The 14,781-nt window shown below is 31.0% G+C and carries 17 protein-coding genes and 3 pseudogenes; 12 read left to right on the top strand and 8 right to left on the bottom strand.

The window, feature by feature from the left end:
* Positions 1–18 precede the first annotated feature (18 nt).
* Positions 19–987: an Mn/Fe ABC transporter substrate-binding lipoprotein EfaA gene (gene efaA, locus BLT48_RS00105; protein WP_089974272.1), complete on the top strand. Its 969-nt coding sequence runs from the start codon at positions 19–21 to the stop codon at positions 985–987.
* A 333-nt stretch (positions 988–1,320) separates the two neighbouring features.
* Here the strand turns inward: efaA and BLT48_RS14005 are convergent, their stop codons facing one another.
* Together BLT48_RS14005 and BLT48_RS14395 are read right to left on the bottom strand one after the other, a co-directional pair.
* Positions 1,321–1,578 (bottom strand): hypothetical protein, encoded by a 258-nt coding sequence (locus BLT48_RS14005; RefSeq protein ID WP_218123342.1) that lies wholly within the window; start codon positions 1,576–1,578, stop codon positions 1,321–1,323.
* Positions 1,466–2,174, bottom strand: a pseudogene (locus BLT48_RS14395) (aldo/keto reductase). The gene BLT48_RS14005 and the pseudogene BLT48_RS14395 overlap by 113 nt, the downstream one beginning before the upstream one ends.
* Positions 2,175–2,512: 338 nt before the next feature.
* Between BLT48_RS14395 and BLT48_RS00115 the strand changes: the two are divergent.
* From BLT48_RS00115 to BLT48_RS14080, 3 genes and pseudogenes are all read left to right on the top strand, one after another.
* The gene (locus BLT48_RS00115) at positions 2,513–2,977 is read left to right on the top strand and encodes a TetR/AcrR family transcriptional regulator (protein ID WP_176944017.1); all 465 of its coding nucleotides are present in this window, start codon (positions 2,513–2,515) and stop codon (positions 2,975–2,977) included.
* A gap of 191 nt (positions 2,978–3,168) precedes the next feature.
* Positions 3,169–3,501: a DUF6075 family protein gene (locus tag BLT48_RS00120; protein WP_280513116.1), complete on the top strand. Its 333-nt coding sequence runs from the start codon at positions 3,169–3,171 to the stop codon at positions 3,499–3,501.
* Between the two features lie 137 nt (positions 3,502–3,638).
* Positions 3,639–3,906, top strand: a pseudogene (locus BLT48_RS14080) (tyrosine-type recombinase/integrase); the annotation flags it as partial.
* Between the two features lie 49 nt (positions 3,907–3,955).
* Here the strand turns inward: BLT48_RS14080 and BLT48_RS00130 are convergent.
* From BLT48_RS00130 to BLT48_RS00150, 5 genes are all read right to left on the bottom strand, one after another.
* Entirely contained in the window at positions 3,956–4,252 is a 297-nt protein-coding gene (locus BLT48_RS00130; RefSeq protein WP_034536157.1) for a bacteriocin immunity protein, read from the bottom strand.
* Positions 4,253–4,272: 20 nt separating this feature from the next.
* On the bottom strand, positions 4,273–4,446 hold the full coding sequence (locus BLT48_RS00135; RefSeq protein ID WP_081901336.1) for a class II bacteriocin: 174 nt from the start codon (positions 4,444–4,446) through the stop codon (positions 4,273–4,275).
* Positions 4,447–4,726: 280 nt separating this feature from the next.
* Positions 4,727–5,011: a hypothetical protein gene (locus tag BLT48_RS00140; RefSeq protein ID WP_034536161.1), complete on the bottom strand. Its 285-nt coding sequence runs from the start codon at positions 5,009–5,011 to the stop codon at positions 4,727–4,729.
* 243 nt (positions 5,012–5,254) lie between these two features.
* Entirely contained in the window at positions 5,255–5,533 is a 279-nt protein-coding gene (locus BLT48_RS00145; RefSeq protein ID WP_029277012.1) for a helix-turn-helix domain-containing protein, read from the bottom strand.
* Positions 5,523–5,888 carry a type II toxin-antitoxin system RelE/ParE family toxin gene (locus BLT48_RS00150; protein WP_029277014.1) on the bottom strand — a complete coding sequence of 122 codons (366 nt, stop codon included), beginning with the start codon at positions 5,886–5,888 and terminating at the stop codon, positions 5,523–5,525. Before BLT48_RS00150 ends, BLT48_RS00145 begins: the two co-directional genes overlap by 11 nt.
* An 812-nt stretch (positions 5,889–6,700) precedes the next feature.
* Here BLT48_RS00150 and asnB point away from each other — a divergent pair.
* The 4 genes and pseudogenes from asnB to BLT48_RS00165 all read left to right on the top strand — a co-directional run bounded on the left by asnB (position 6,701) and on the right by BLT48_RS00165 (position 10,246).
* Positions 6,701–8,593, top strand: coding sequence for an asparagine synthase (glutamine-hydrolyzing) (asnB, locus tag BLT48_RS00155; RefSeq protein ID WP_089974277.1), 1,893 nt, complete (start codon positions 6,701–6,703; stop codon positions 8,591–8,593).
* A 410-nt stretch (positions 8,594–9,003) separates the two neighbouring features.
* Positions 9,004–9,066, top strand: a pseudogene (locus tag BLT48_RS14570) (helix-turn-helix domain-containing protein); the annotation flags it as partial.
* A gap of 66 nt (positions 9,067–9,132) precedes the next feature.
* On the top strand, positions 9,133–9,360 hold the full coding sequence (locus tag BLT48_RS14090; RefSeq protein ID WP_244885778.1) for a hypothetical protein: 228 nt from the start codon (positions 9,133–9,135) through the stop codon (positions 9,358–9,360).
* Positions 9,361–9,694: 334 nt separating this feature from the next.
* Positions 9,695–10,246, top strand: a complete 552-nt coding sequence (locus tag BLT48_RS00165) for a tyrosine-type recombinase/integrase (protein WP_089974281.1) — start codon at positions 9,695–9,697, stop codon at positions 10,244–10,246.
* Positions 10,247–10,303: 57 nt separating this feature from the next.
* Here BLT48_RS00165 and BLT48_RS00170 read toward each other — a convergent pair whose 3' ends face one another.
* Positions 10,304–10,522 carry a hypothetical protein gene (locus BLT48_RS00170; RefSeq protein ID WP_089974283.1) on the bottom strand — a complete coding sequence of 73 codons (219 nt, stop codon included), beginning with the start codon at positions 10,520–10,522 and terminating at the stop codon, positions 10,304–10,306.
* A gap of 973 nt (positions 10,523–11,495) precedes the next feature.
* Here BLT48_RS00170 and BLT48_RS00175 point away from each other — a divergent pair.
* The 4 genes from BLT48_RS00175 (at position 11,496) to BLT48_RS00195 (ending at position 14,576) form a co-directional block, all read left to right on the top strand.
* Positions 11,496–11,756, top strand: coding sequence for a hypothetical protein (locus BLT48_RS00175; RefSeq protein WP_007725789.1), 261 nt, complete (start codon positions 11,496–11,498; stop codon positions 11,754–11,756).
* Positions 11,757–11,805: 49 nt separating this feature from the next.
* Positions 11,806–12,183: a hypothetical protein gene (locus tag BLT48_RS00180; RefSeq protein WP_007725791.1), complete on the top strand. Its 378-nt coding sequence runs from the start codon at positions 11,806–11,808 to the stop codon at positions 12,181–12,183.
* 750 nt (positions 12,184–12,933) lie between these two features.
* Positions 12,934–13,296, top strand: coding sequence for a hypothetical protein (locus BLT48_RS00190; RefSeq protein ID WP_089974287.1), 363 nt, complete (start codon positions 12,934–12,936; stop codon positions 13,294–13,296).
* A 176-nt stretch (positions 13,297–13,472) separates the two neighbouring features.
* Positions 13,473–14,576: a YdeJ family lipoprotein gene (locus BLT48_RS00195; protein WP_089974288.1), complete on the top strand. Its 1,104-nt coding sequence runs from the start codon at positions 13,473–13,475 to the stop codon at positions 14,574–14,576.
* Positions 14,577–14,781 lie beyond the last annotated feature (205 nt).

Here is a 14,781-nt window from a genome sequence, read left to right on the forward strand (position 1 = left end):
ATGGAAAGAGGGAAAAAAATGAAAAGTTTGAGTAAATTATTCATTGCTGGGATTAGTTTAATGACACTAGCAGCCTGTGGTAATCAAGAAAGTAAAGATGATATTGGTGGAAAGGAAGAAGGAAAGTTAAATGTTGTCGCAACGAACTCTATTATTGCTGATATGGCGAAACAAGTTGGTGGAGACCTAATCAATATCCATAGTATTGTTCCAGTAGGAACTGATCCACATGAACATGAAGTACTACCTGAAGATATTCAAAAATCTGAGGAGTCAGATGTCATTTTATACAATGCTTTAAATCTAGAAACCGGGAATGGCTGGTTTGATGATTTAATGGAGACAACAAATAAAACTGAGAATGAAGATTACTTTCCGTTAAGCAAAGATGTTGAGCCTTTATATTTAACGAGTGAAGGGCAAACTGATGAAGCTGACCCACATGCATGGTTAGATTTACAAAATGGAATTAAATATGTCCGTGAAATCGAAAGAATACTTATTAGTAAAGATCCTGCAAATGAAGATACCTTTGCGGAGAATACAGATGCTTATGTTCAGAAATTAACTGAACTTGATACGCAAGCAAAATCTACTTTCGATGATATTCCAGAAGCTAAGAAACTGCTTGTTACGAGTGAAGGTGCTTTTAAATATTTTGCCAAAGCCTATGGATTAGAGGGAGGTTATATTTGGGAGATTAATACTGAAAGTCAAGGGACACCTGATCAAATGGCTCAAATTATTGATAGCGTCAAAGAATCTGAAGTACCGGTGCTCTTTGTTGAAACAAGTGTGGATTCGCGCAGTATGGAACGTGTCTCGCAAGAAACAGGTCTTCCAATCTATACTAAAATTTACACAGACTCTATTTCTGAAGAGGGAGAACCAGGCGATTCTTACTATAATATGTTGAAATGGAACATTGAAAAAATTCATGAAGGCTTAACTCAATCTCGTGGTGAAGCAAAACCATTAGATGAATAGTAATTAGTCAGATTATACGATTAGAAACAAATTTCTTTTTTCAAAGCACTTTAAGATTTTTAATAAATACTAAAGCTTCGTTTTTTATTAGCACTTCTTTAAACAATAGTGAACCATAAAAACGCACACGCTATTTTGTATAAATTCTATTTTCAGTTGCTTTGGTTCATAAATGGATTAAGTTATATATCATAAAAATTCTTGGAAATTATTCATCTTATCGCTCATAATAGTTTTAATAAATATATTCGATAAATTAATATACGAGAATAGATGAGAAAAGGTACAAATAACCCTGTATTAACAAGGTTATTTGTACCTTTTTTTATTTTATTAGTCTCTCGTGAAAATCTCTAACACTTCAGCTGGATAGCGACTTCCTGCTGAACCGTGGGAAATAATTTCAAGAATAGTTTTTAATTCTTTTGGTGACAGTTTTACTTGAGTTGCTCCTACGTTTTCTTTAAGTCGTTTAATACTATGTGTACCTGGAATTGGAACAGTAGCTAATTCTTTCAGCTGGTTTACAGCATTTAAAGTTGTAGGTAAAATTCTCTTCGTTCCAGCGTTCATCTCCTCGTCGCATATCATCCTCAACGTATTCGTGTGATGGATTAACAGAATCAGTTAAGAATCCTCTACATAATGGAGCATATGGCACCAAGCCGATATCTAACTCTTTAAGTGTTTTTATAATTCCTCTATCTTCAAGTACACGTTCAAAAATCGAATATTCACTCTGTAGTACTGAAACGGGAGTTACTTTGTGTGCGCCGAATTGAATCTGAACCCGAGTTACTTAAACCAAAGTATTTAACTTTGCCTTCTTTAATTAACTCGCCAACAACTCCTGCCACTTCTTCAATTGGAATGTTTGGATCTGGGATGTGTTGATAAAATAAGTCAATATGATCTGTACTAAGGCGGAGCAGACTATTTTCAGCAACTTTACGGATATTATCAGGATAGCTGTTAAATCCTGAACCTGGAGTATTAGAGTCCATATCAAATCCAAATTTTGTCGCTAATACAATTTCATCACGAAATGCTTTAACGGCTTTTCCGACTAATTGTTCATTATCGCCGTATACTTCATCGGTATCAAAAAAATTGACTCCCAATTCATATGCTGCACGGATAACATTAATGCCGTCGAAGAACCGTATGCCACTGACATACCCATACATCCTAACCCAATTTGAGAAATACTTAAACCTTGTCGACCTAAAGATATTTTCTTCATTTTACAAGCTCCCTTCAAAGCCAAATAGTGGTTTATATAGTTAGAAGAAACTCTCGTTAGAATTAACTTCTTGAATTATAGTAAAAAAAAAAAAAATCATACAAAAAAGGTTTTTTTGTATAAAAAGTACATTTAGGTGTTTTTCAATACTAAAATAAAGGGGAATTCAAATGGATAAAAAAAATAGACGAAAAAAGAATTGAACTCAACTCTAAAATACTACCTCAAGTAAGGAAAAATAGATTTCAATCTCTAACAATGGATGAACTCTCTACTAAGTTAATGGGAGTCAGTAGAGCGACCTTATATAAATATTTTCCAACTAAAGAAATGATTATTGGTTTTATCGTAGATAATTTTATTGAGTTTATTCATGAAACCACAGAAATAACCACTATTTATGATTTAACCATACACTTCCAGCAACTATTTGAACAATCTATCTTAGTAATTGAATACATGACAGAGATCTTTATAACAGAAGTTAAACTTGTTTACCCAGAAAAATTTGTGGATCTTAATGAAGCGCTGAAAAAACGCAATACTGAAATTTTAAGTGTTCATATTGGGGAGATTAGGCATGGTATTTTTAATAATATTAACGGGGTAATTTCTATTAAGCAGGATGAAGTCTTACGAAATATGTTAAATGTTGCATTCTTAATGGAAAATAATTTAACGGTTAAAGATGTCCTTTCAGATTATTATACGATTAAAAAATACAATTACTTAAACCGGATAAACTAAATCTTATTAATGATGATCTAATGACACCAAAAATAGATTATTTAGCTCATAAAATAACCAAAAACTTAATTTAACGAGAAACAATAAGCGCATTTTGTTCGAAATAGAGAAATATGTTTGAAACACTTATTTATTTAAAAGTAGAACTTTTTTTTAAGTGAAGTCATTACTAAAACAAGAGGGGTTAAAACATTGATTTAAAAGCACATGAAGCTGAATTTATTAGTTTAATGATTAAAGAAAACATAGGAGAATTAGATGTAGAACGAACAGCATTATTCTATATTTTAGCAATAACAGAATTATATGAGCATATACAGCGTATTTATAATTTTGAAGAACAATCAATCAAAAGCGATGGATTAAAAGAAGACTATTTCAGTGATAGTTTAAGAATAATGATAAAATTAGCTTTTAAATTGTACAAAGCCTATGAAAGCCAAACATCTTTCGCTAACTTATCTAAGCTTGAGAGTACTAATTTTGATATTAGTATGAATGCGATAAAAATAAGGTTTAAGTAACCTTTTTGAGACCATTTATAAAAGAACGCTCATACAATATAATATTTAACGATACATGAAATTGCTTAGAATAGTGTATCTATAACCTTATCAGATCAAAGTTGTTTTTTTAAAATAATTATACAAAAGACCTATAACCGGAGGGTTATTTGTTTCCCAGTACCAAAGGTGGACATGTAGAAGTCAATACGGTCTATCAGATGTTTCAAATGGTCGCTAAGCTATTGGGAAGAGACGATATTGGCACGCACACGCTGCGTAAGACGTTTGGTTACCACTTTACAAAAAGACCAAAGACGTGGCTACGTCTTTGGTCTTAGCAGCGAGAAAATCGCGAAGCGCTATATTGGGATTAATGAAGATGAAATTAGTGAGACATTATTAAATTTCCGTTTGGGATTTTAATTCATACCATTGTATTTTTTTTCTGATAAATTAGGACAGTCAAACTTTATTAGAAGAGGTTAGAACCCCACATACTAACAGAAGAAGCTCCTCTGTAATTCGCAACTTCTTTGCCAACAATCGCGTTTAAATCAGTTAATGTCTGAGGAGATTTAAATTCGTTAGCCATTAAGTAAGAGTTGATTTTTCTACTTAACTTTACACAAACAAGTCTATAATCATCACCATCAGAAATCTTTTTAGCATAGTCAAATAATGATTGAGAAAATTCACTGTCTTTTTTTATTTCTGGATCTGAATAGGCTTTGCTAATGGCATCTATAATTTTTCCTTCATTATTATTCATAAATTAGTTCCTTTCTAGTTTTAAGACCATGGACCACTTTGAACCCAACCATTAACTATGATTTTGCCAATTTCACTCTGTGCTTTATTCCAGTCTACCCAACATTTGGTTTTATTACAATAAACACCATTTGGATAAGCCGTTGCAGCTTCTACATTTATAGAACTGAATAACAATCCTAGTCCACTTACCAAAATAAAAACTGTTGCAAACTTAATTAATTTTTTTTCATAACGAACCCCCTATGTATTTTTTTTAGGTATCATATAAACAAAATTATTTTAACTATTTTTCCCCAAACGGATAAAGTTAATTTCATCTTCTATAAGCATAGCTATCTATGTTTATAGGGTCTTTTTGAAACGAACGAGATGATTAGACAATCAACACTTATAAACGACATAGAAAAAGCAACCAAATTCATGCCTACTAACTGTCGATTTTGGGTGATTATTATCAGACATTTGATTATTTTTAATCATGTTTTTTTAGTTCTAAAAGTATCGGAATTGTATTTAATAAGATTGATATAATCGTTAAAACCCATAGGACTGTTGTCATAGTAGGTACTACATCTAATAAAGCAGCCCAATCTTTTACCTTTACCCAATCGGATATTATGCTGTGCTCTGCAACAAGCGTCAGTGCTGTGAATGACAATCCCATTGACATTGCTACTTTATAATCTTTGCCTACTTTATATAAATAAAGATTTAAAACAGTTGCTACTATAGCAATAATTCCTAATACTAGAAACATAATTATTCCTCCAATTTTTTTAAATTGTGTTCAGTGTTATAAGTATCTTATTCTAAGTATTATGACTTATCAATACATGGAATTGCATATAATCGTGTATCGAAAAGGAAAGGGTCACAAAACTCACATAAAACATATGTGAGTTTTGTGACCCTTTTTATTGTGTTTATCTACTACTAGTCTTATTTAATTACATATCAGATTAAACTTTTTGTAGGTGTTATTTTAGGAATCGTGACAAAGTTAAACGACTACTTCCATTTTTAGTTTTCCGCCTACAGATTCCACGATGTCACTTAATGTTTGTACACTAATGTTTTGTGACCCTTTTTCTACTCGAGAAATATAAGATTGTTTTTTTCCAGTTAGAGTAGCTAATTCAGATTGAGTTAGATGTTTTTCTTCTCTAATTCTTAAAAGAATGTTTGCAGCTTGATAGCTAGCTTCAGTTTCTTTCCACGCTTCAGCAAACTCTGGTGTTTCCATTTGGGTGTCGAAGTAACTTTTTAGTTTATTTTCCATCATTTTCACCCTTTCTTTCTAGATAGTCTTTACGATACTCTTTGGATTTAGTAATTTCTCTTGAAGGAGTTTTTTGTGTTTTTTTCGTGAACCCATGTGTGATAATATATTTATTATGACTAAAATGAAAATATAAACACCTAAAAATGTTGCTTGAGAATTTTACTCGAAGTTCATAAATGCCATCATCTAAGTGATCGATATATCCTGGTGGAGAATGGACTCCAAAATCTTCCACAATAGTTATTGCTCTTAATACTTTAGCTCTAGATTTTACATCTAAACTATCTAAATACTCCAAAAAGGGAGCTTCACCGTTTTCTTTTTCATAGACATCGAAATTATATTTTTTCATACTTTTATTATAACTTATAAGTGATAATGTGTAAACAATCTTATTTAGGAAATCGAATACTAGGTACTATTGATTTTATGAGAATACATAAAATTGTTTGAAAACGTGTATTGATAAAACTACAGTTTCATTTAAAAATTTATAACTGAAGTACTTTTTTATTTGATTTTTAGTGTATGTAAACCAGTGGTTGCTAACTGTAAACGAATAGGTGCGTTACTTTTTAAGCGGAAATTGAGAGAATATAGTTATTAAGTTAAGGAGGATAGTAATGATTTAAACTTGTGTTTAAGAGTTAGACATCCAATTTCATGTTATGAATACATGAGATTCTATAAAATCATATATTGAAGAAAATAGGTAGCTGCTAAAAACAAGCGAGCGACTCTCTTAAAATTAGATCTGTAAAAGATTTTTTATTTCAATTTCAGAGATACTTTTTTTAGCGGTTAAAAATACTTTTTTTCTTCTCTTTTACCAATGGTAACAATCTCAATAATTTCTATCTGATTATCTGTTGGTGGTTTAAAGATGAGACAAATGCCTAATTTTTGGTTCTTTAACAAAAAATTAGGACTTAAAATATCAATCTGCAATCGCTTAAAGTGATTGCTATTCGAAGATAATAGCTTTACTATCAATTGTGGAATTTAAAAATACTAGACTTTTAATAGTGCTTAATTAAAATCTATTTTTCACTAATCAAAATAAAAATACATAAATTCGAAAATGTCGCTAGTTTAAAAGTCTTTAAAAAATTTTAACTAGAAGAACTAATCAATAAAAAGGAACTCAAAAAGAGGAGAATTGATATGTGCGGATTTGTTGGGTATATTTCCAATGTGGAAAATGCAATACAAAAAACAATAGAGAACAATATTAATGAGATGAATAAAATGATTGTACATAGAGGACCAGATGAAGAAGGGTATTATAAAGATAATACGATTGCTTTAGGTTTTAGAAGATTAAGTATTATCGATATTGAAAAAGGGCACCAACCATTATCTTATGAAAATGAACGGTATTGGATTATTTTTAATGGGGAAATTTATAATTATATAGAGTTAAGAAAAAAACTAAGTGGTCAAGGGTATTTATTTAAAACGGATAGTGATACCGAAGTTATCATTGCAGCTTATTCAGCCTATAAAGAAGAAGTAGTGGATAAATTAAGAGGAATGTTTGCATTTGTGATTTGGGACAAAGTAGAAAAAACATTCTTTGGAGCTCGTGATCATTTTGGGATTAAACCTTTTTATTATGCAGTAGAAGAACAAGGCCTATATGTGGCTTCTGAAAAGAAAGCTATTCTAAAAGTGGTTCAAGACCGACAATTAGATCAAATTGCTTTACAAAATTATTTAACTTTTCAATATGTTCCAGGATCAGAAACGATGCACCAATCAATTAAGGAACTACTTCCTGGTCATTTTATGACAAAGAAATTAAATGAGACAGTAAAAATTACGAGATATTGGCAGGCTGATTTTTCACCCATTAACAAATCAGAAGATTTTTTTACAAAAGAAATTCGAACAAGCTTATGGGATTCCGTTGAAAAACATATGAGGTCAGACGTTACAGTTGGTTCCTTCTTATCAGGAGGAGTTGATTCGTCAATCATTGTAGCAATGGCACGCGAGTTTAATCCTAAGCTTAAGACATTATCCGTTGGATTTGAAAGAGACGGATACAATGAAATTAATTTAGCTGAAGAGACGGCAGAAGAGTTAAAAGTAGAAAACTTTAGTCATACGATTACTGTAGAAGAATTCATGGCTGAATTTCCACGTTTTGTTTGGCATATGGACGATCCTTTAGCTGACCCTGCAGCAATGCCGCAATTCTTTTTGTCAGCATTAGCTCGAAAGCATGTAAAAGTTGCGTTATCTGGTGAAGGAGCTGATGAATTATTTGGAGGGTATGGTATTTATAATGAACCACATGCGTTGAGAATGTTTAATCTTACTGGTAAGTATACCAACCAAGCTATCCATCAGTTAGCTCAGCTGATGCCTGATGGAGTAAAAGGGAAGAGTTTTCTTCTTAGAGGAACCGTTCCTTTAGAACATCGGTACGTTGGAAATGCAAAGATTTTTGAAGAGCTTGAAAAGAAAAAATTGTTAACCAATTATAATGCTAACTACCCGTTCAAAAATGTGACTGATTCATTTTATCAGCAAACAGTAGGGCGTAATCCAGTGGATCGCATGCAATTAATTGATATTAATACTTGGCTAAATGGAGATCTACTTTTAAATGCAGATAGAACTACAATGGCCCATTCATTAGAATTAAGAACACCATTTTTAGATAAAGAAGTATTTAATGTTGCTAGAGAAATACCTGCACATTTAAGGCTTGCTCATGGGACTACTAAATATATTTTAAGAAAAGCCGTAGAAGGCATTGTTCCAGAAAATGTTATTTACCGTAAAAAATTAGGTTTTCCAGTTCCAATCCGTCATTGGTTAAAAGATGAAATGTATGATTGGGCATTGACGATTATACGGGAATCTCAAACAGAGCATTTATTAAATAAAGGTTATATTGAAGACCTCTTAATTAATCATCGCATAGGTAAGATAGATTATTCGCGTAAAATATGGACAGCTTTAACTTTTATGGTTTGGCACCGTATTTATGTCGAAGAATCACAAGAATTTTTAACAGAACCGCTACAATCTTCTGTACAGCAATAATTAATATATGAAATTAGATAAAAATTTGTATTGATAAATATAGACCATAAGTACACAAGTATCCTGTGTACTTATGGTCTAAAATACATTATTTTACATAGAATCATGTATCATGGACCTTGATTTATCGGGGTTCTTTTTTTATTTTTAGGGCTTTAATAGGATAGGTAAGAGACTAAAAGTTTTCCTCTACTTTTGACAGTAGGCTTATAATAACCAAGTATATTAATGTATTAGCTGAAATGTAAAATACTTTTAGAGCAACTATAGCATGACTATAAATACCTTTGATAGTATAGTTTATAATTAGTCATTATAGTAAAAATGAAAGGAGATTATATGGAAATACAAACAATATTAAAAAAAAAAGAAATGAACTTCAACTAACACAGGAAAATGTTGCAGAAAAAATTCATGTTTCACGACAAACAATTTCCAACTGGGAAAATGGACGTAACCTCCCTGATCTCAGTAGCCTAATTTTAATTAGTGAGGTATATGCCGTTTCTTTAGACGAACTTATTAAAGGAGCTCCTAAAATGGTCAAACAATTAGATAAAAAAATAAAAAGAGGACATTATTTTATTGGTGTATTGATTTTAAGTAGCGTATTCATTGCATTAACTCTTTTTTATTTCATCAGCCCAGGTGAACTTAGTGCAACACTCTTATTCTTCGGAACAATCATTATCGTGTTTTTGTTAGCTCTCCTTTTAATATTAATGGGAATAACATCCATACTAAAAACTCTACAAGACAATCATTAAGAACAGTCTTATAGAGTTTTTGATCATTCAAATTAAATTAAGTACTTAGATATAAATTTTAATGATTCATAAATAGATAAGGAGGTTTTTTTAGTGGGGTATGGTTTGTTCATTATTTTTTTACTTTTTATTGTTATTGTATTTACAAAAAAAAATAAACGCTAAGTTTGAAATGAACTGAGTTTATTCTTTTTAATACACTAATTGATATAAAAACGTGTATCCGGAATCCTATTCCAATAGGGTTCTTTTTTTATATCGCCCTCCAATACATGATTATATGGTATACTAAACAAAATCATGTATCGCTTTTGTGAGAGGAGAGGGCTTTTAAATGCCTTACAACGTCCAACCATTAAGAACGCAACAAGAAATAAACGACTTTTCATTCTGTTTAAGGCGCAATAAAAACGCAGATCGGGATGTTTTTCTCTTTTTGATCGGCATTAATAGCGGTTTGCGCATGTCGGATATCGTCAAATTGAAGAAACAAGATCTAATTTCCTCAAAAAATCCTCGAATCGTCGAGAAAAAAACAGGGAAAACCCGTATTTTGTATTTGAGTAGTCTGCAGGACTTGATTTTAGAGTACACGAAAGACTTAGCACCAGAGGATTATTTGTTTCCTAGCACCAAAGGTGGCCATGTGGAAGTGAATACGGTCTATCAGATGTTTCAAAAGGTCGCGAAGCTGTTAGGAAGAGACGATATCGGCACGCACACGCTGCGGAAGACGTTTGGTTACCACTATTACCAGAAAACCAAAGACGTGGCGACACTGATGGAAATATTCGGCCATAGCAGCGAAAAAATTACGAAACGCTATATTGGGATTAATGAAGATGAAATCAGTGAGACTTTATTGAATTTCAGACTAGGTTTTTAGTACTTTTAAAATAGAAAAAAGCCGACAGTTTAGGTTCACTGTCGACTTTTTTTAATCTTAACAAGCAAGAAAATTCATACTAATGTCATTATAAAGCTGTTTAGCTTCTTCTTGTTGTTCAATAATTGATTGTTCTTTATTGCATGTGCCAAAAAAGATATTTTCAATATCATTTAATAGATTTCTAAGTAAGGTATTCTTTCTGCACTCACTTAATTTTTCCGAAAGAATAACCGCTTTATAATTAGCTTGGAAATCTCCAACTGTTCTTATCAAAGAATTATTCCCCCCTTGTTAAGTTCCTGCTATTAATTATAAATCATTTAGTTTGTATAGCTACTTTTTTTAAATTATGAAATAGTTTTTCTTTTCGTAATGTCATTTCTTGTTCACATATAATTTTTTCATTTCTAAATTCTTTTTTCTAAAGGGCGCACTTATACTCCAATAAAAACTTTTGGAGTATAAGCTAAAATCCAAATCAAATAAAAGGTCGTACTTATACACGATAAAAATCGTGTATAAGTACGACCTTTTGTGTGAAAAATAGCTTCGCAATTTTAAAAATTCGTTTCACTCATGTTAAAAGATCATAGTGATTTTTTTAAAATATTATCTATTTTTCTAAGTCATTTGTTTATCTTATTGGCTGATTATTTAAAAAAATGAAGCTGATTTTATAAATTTATGTGACAGAAAGTTTCTTTTTTTTGCTGATAAAAAAGAAAAAAGAGTAAAAATAAAGTACACATGAAGAATAAATAGTTATTTTTTATTCATGTGTACAATTCCAATTTTATTTTTTTATTTTAAAAAATTTTGATAAAATTTCTTTTAAAAAAGAGTGAAAAACGCACTACTTTTGCAGCACATATGTGTTATACTTGCGTTGCGTAATGCAATACATTCGCAATACCTCCATAGGACAAGCATATTACACGATTTTTTAGAAACGTTGATAGGTAGGGGTTAAAGGTGTTTTTGGAAAAAGTGCTAAAAACAGCCTGTTAGGCGCCTGTTTTTTTCTTTGAGATTCGTCAGGCACAGCCTGACACGTCAACGTTTTGGAGCAACGCGAAAAAACGGTAGGCGCCTGAATCTCTTTATGCTCTTTCTAAGAAACAGTAAAGATACCCAACTAACTCCAATGTAAAAAACAACTATTTCTGAACTTGCACCTTTTTGATCGTTTTGACTAATGAATAAGAGCAAGAGGAACAGATAAAATAAATTAAATTAGGAGGATACTATGGCTAGAATTGATATAAAAAACATATCAGATTCCTTAAAACATTTATTGGAAAATGAAGCAGCTGAAAGAAATATACCACTTAATAAACTAACAACAGAAATATTTGAGGATTATACAAAACATAGATATAGCTTTGAAAGTGAAAAACAATTTACTAATGCAATGAATCATGTAGCAATCGCTATGAACAAGAACACTGAAATTTTAGAAAAATATATTGAAAGTAATGCAAAACTAATCGATATTTTAACAGAATAATAAAAAAAATCAGTCATTAAATAAAAAAATATAAAGGTAGGTAAATGATATGGCAAAAGAACCGTCAAAAAATAGATCCATTCGATTAACCGATACAGTCATGAATGAACTAAATAAAATTGTAGAAGAAGATGATATCCGTTCACTAAATAATTTAATGGAGTTATTAATTGTGGCGTATAAAGAAAATAAAACGACCGCTTTTAAAAATCAAAAAAAGAGTTCGGATAGTATCAAAAAAGATATTAATTTAGTGAAAAAAGAATTAGCTACACTACTTTATTTAAATGAAACTATGGCTGACTTTCTTTCTATTACGACAATTAATGAAATAGATACTAAAGATAGTTTAGTCAATCAATCGAGAGAAAAAGTAAAAAGAGATATTGAAAAAAACCAAGTAAAAAAAGCTTTTGATCATTATTAAAATTAAAAATACTTTCTGATAATTTTTTTAGTTTGAAAAAGAATTTGCTGAACTGAACTAAAAAATTAATGAACACGCTCTAAAAGTCTAAAAATTGTGTTTTAAGAAACGTTAAATAGCTCGAAGGTAATTTTAGCTAATTATTTTATTTAAAGTCGTTTTAGGTATCACCCCCCCATTTTTTCGAATAGGTTTAAAGCTTGACCGGTTGTTTTTAAACGGAACAGTGAACTATAAAAGACCATTCAACTAGTAAAGATTGTGTTTTATGTAAAATATAACTATGAGTTATTTCCTTACTGGTAAGAAAATCCATTTTCATTACTCTTTCAAAAAATGTAATAGTAAGTAAATTTTTTAGAAAAAAGGGGGATTTAAATCGTCATTAAATCTGAGGACATTTTTTAAATTCTGCAAATTTTTAGTGTAAAAATCAGCTAAAGTTTTCGATAATTCAATAGCAAAAAACTTATCTGGGCAAGGATATATTTTATATAATTCAAGAAAGTTAAATTCGACAAAATAGTATTGCTTTTGTTCATACGCCTTTAAAACGAAACCTTCATTGTAGTACAGAAATAAAATATTCATATGTAGTCTCCTTTAAATGTGATACTTTTACTATACGCAGATTAATTTAAATGAGTTATAATTTGTTGATTAAGCTAAATTAATCATAAATATAGTTAAGGTAAGGAGATTTTCAACTGTTTCATGCATGTATGAACAAGAAAAGGAGTGTTATTAAAAATGAAAAAAACAGTATTAAGCTTAATAACAATAATAGTTTTACTTGTATTGGTTGGCTGTTCTGGCACTACTAACACACAAGAAGATTTACAATCAAAAAAATGGAACGTAGTTACTACTCAAGGCCAGTCTTACACTATGGAATTTGGAGAAAGTACAATAACTACAGAAGCATTTGGCATTACGCAAGGGTCAAACTACTCTATTAAAGACAACCAGTTCCTGTTGAGCGATCTCAAGGAAGCTGACGGAGAAAAAACTGTATTTGATATAGAAAAAGATGGCGACGATTATAAATTTATTGGTACAACAGAAGAAATTAAAGAAGTAGTAGGAGATTTAACTTTATCACCTGCTAAATAAATAGATTGGTCAATTCAAATTATGAATCAGTGAAGACTTTTAATATCTTGGGGACAATTCAATGTTAAATCTATCTTTATAGAAACTTACACATATAAGTTTCTATAAAGAATGACAACGTTCTTTATTTAATAGTATAATCACTTTGTACATAAAGCTTAGGGGGATTATAAAGAATGAAAGAAAAAATCACATATTTAAAAAGAAATTTTATTTACATATTTTTTTTAGCAACATTGTCTTTGGTTGTAGGCTGTGGGAATAAAACAGAAGATGAATATAATAGCGCTATTCAAAAAGGATTAGATGAGTTAGTATCCGAAAGCTATGATAAAGCTACTGTTTTCTTTGAAATGGCTCTTGAAGAAAAACCTGATGATAAACGAGCTAAAGCTTTACTATCTCAAACTGAAGCTTTTGATACCGCCTTAGAGTCGCTAGAAGATGGAAACTTAGAGCTAGCTATTGAAAATGCTGAGAGTGTTAAAAAAATAGAAAATGGCTCGGAAGCTTTAGTAACAAAATCTAACGATATTCTTATTAATATAAAAAAAATAAATACTTTAAAAACAAGTTATAAAGAAACATATGATTCTGCAAACTCATTATTCGAAGAAGGTAAATATTCTGAGTCTATGGAACAAGTAAATAATTTATTAGAAGATGAAACACTAGGTGAACCTTACTATTTGTCTATTAAAAAATTAAGTGAAGAATTAAAGATATCCATTAGTGAAAAGATTGATCAAATTGCTGCTACAGAATCCCAGTCGGAAGCAGAATCGAAAAAAAATGTCGCATTAGAAAGTGATTCCACTGATCAGGAATTCGCTGACATTTCGGAAGTCCAAACCGTGCAAGAGGAGACTGGTTCCACTTCTTTAGAACAGTATGATCCTTTAGAAATTGAATACGCTCGTATCTTACTCATGACAGGTAGTGTAGATCCAAATTCGCCAGTTATTAATGTAGCACATACTCCGGCTGGTACACCTATTGCAGACTATTATAGTAATGATTCTGCAGAATATCCTAACGTTGTAACACATTTATTCGGGGAGTTTGGAGCTTCTGGATCGATAACTTATTCTTCGAATGGAGATGGTACAATTACAATTTACCCGGTTCCATCACATTGGCATCAGGAAGACCAGTCACCAGAAGGTTATCGTGCACTCACACAAGAAATATTGGATACAGCTCAAACAGTTTATGTTGATCTTGGTAACGATAGTGATGTAATTAATAAAATTGAAAGTGTTGAATTCATCTACCAATAATTCTAAGCTAACGACCTCTTAAATTGAAATAATATAAAATATGGAATTTTAGTAAATTTCGTTTGTCAAAATAAACTTGATAAACCCTGCTTGTTCATGCACCGTGCTAGTATTTTTAATGGTGTCTGATAATCCAAAGATCTCTTCGAATTTGATTCCTACCGTCGGTTATCGAGCGACGAAAGACTGGTCGACATGGTTGAGG

This window comes from Carnobacterium viridans, from assembly GCF_900102725.1.
Lineage (GTDB): Bacteria > Bacillota > Bacilli > Lactobacillales > Carnobacteriaceae > Carnobacterium_B > Carnobacterium_B viridans.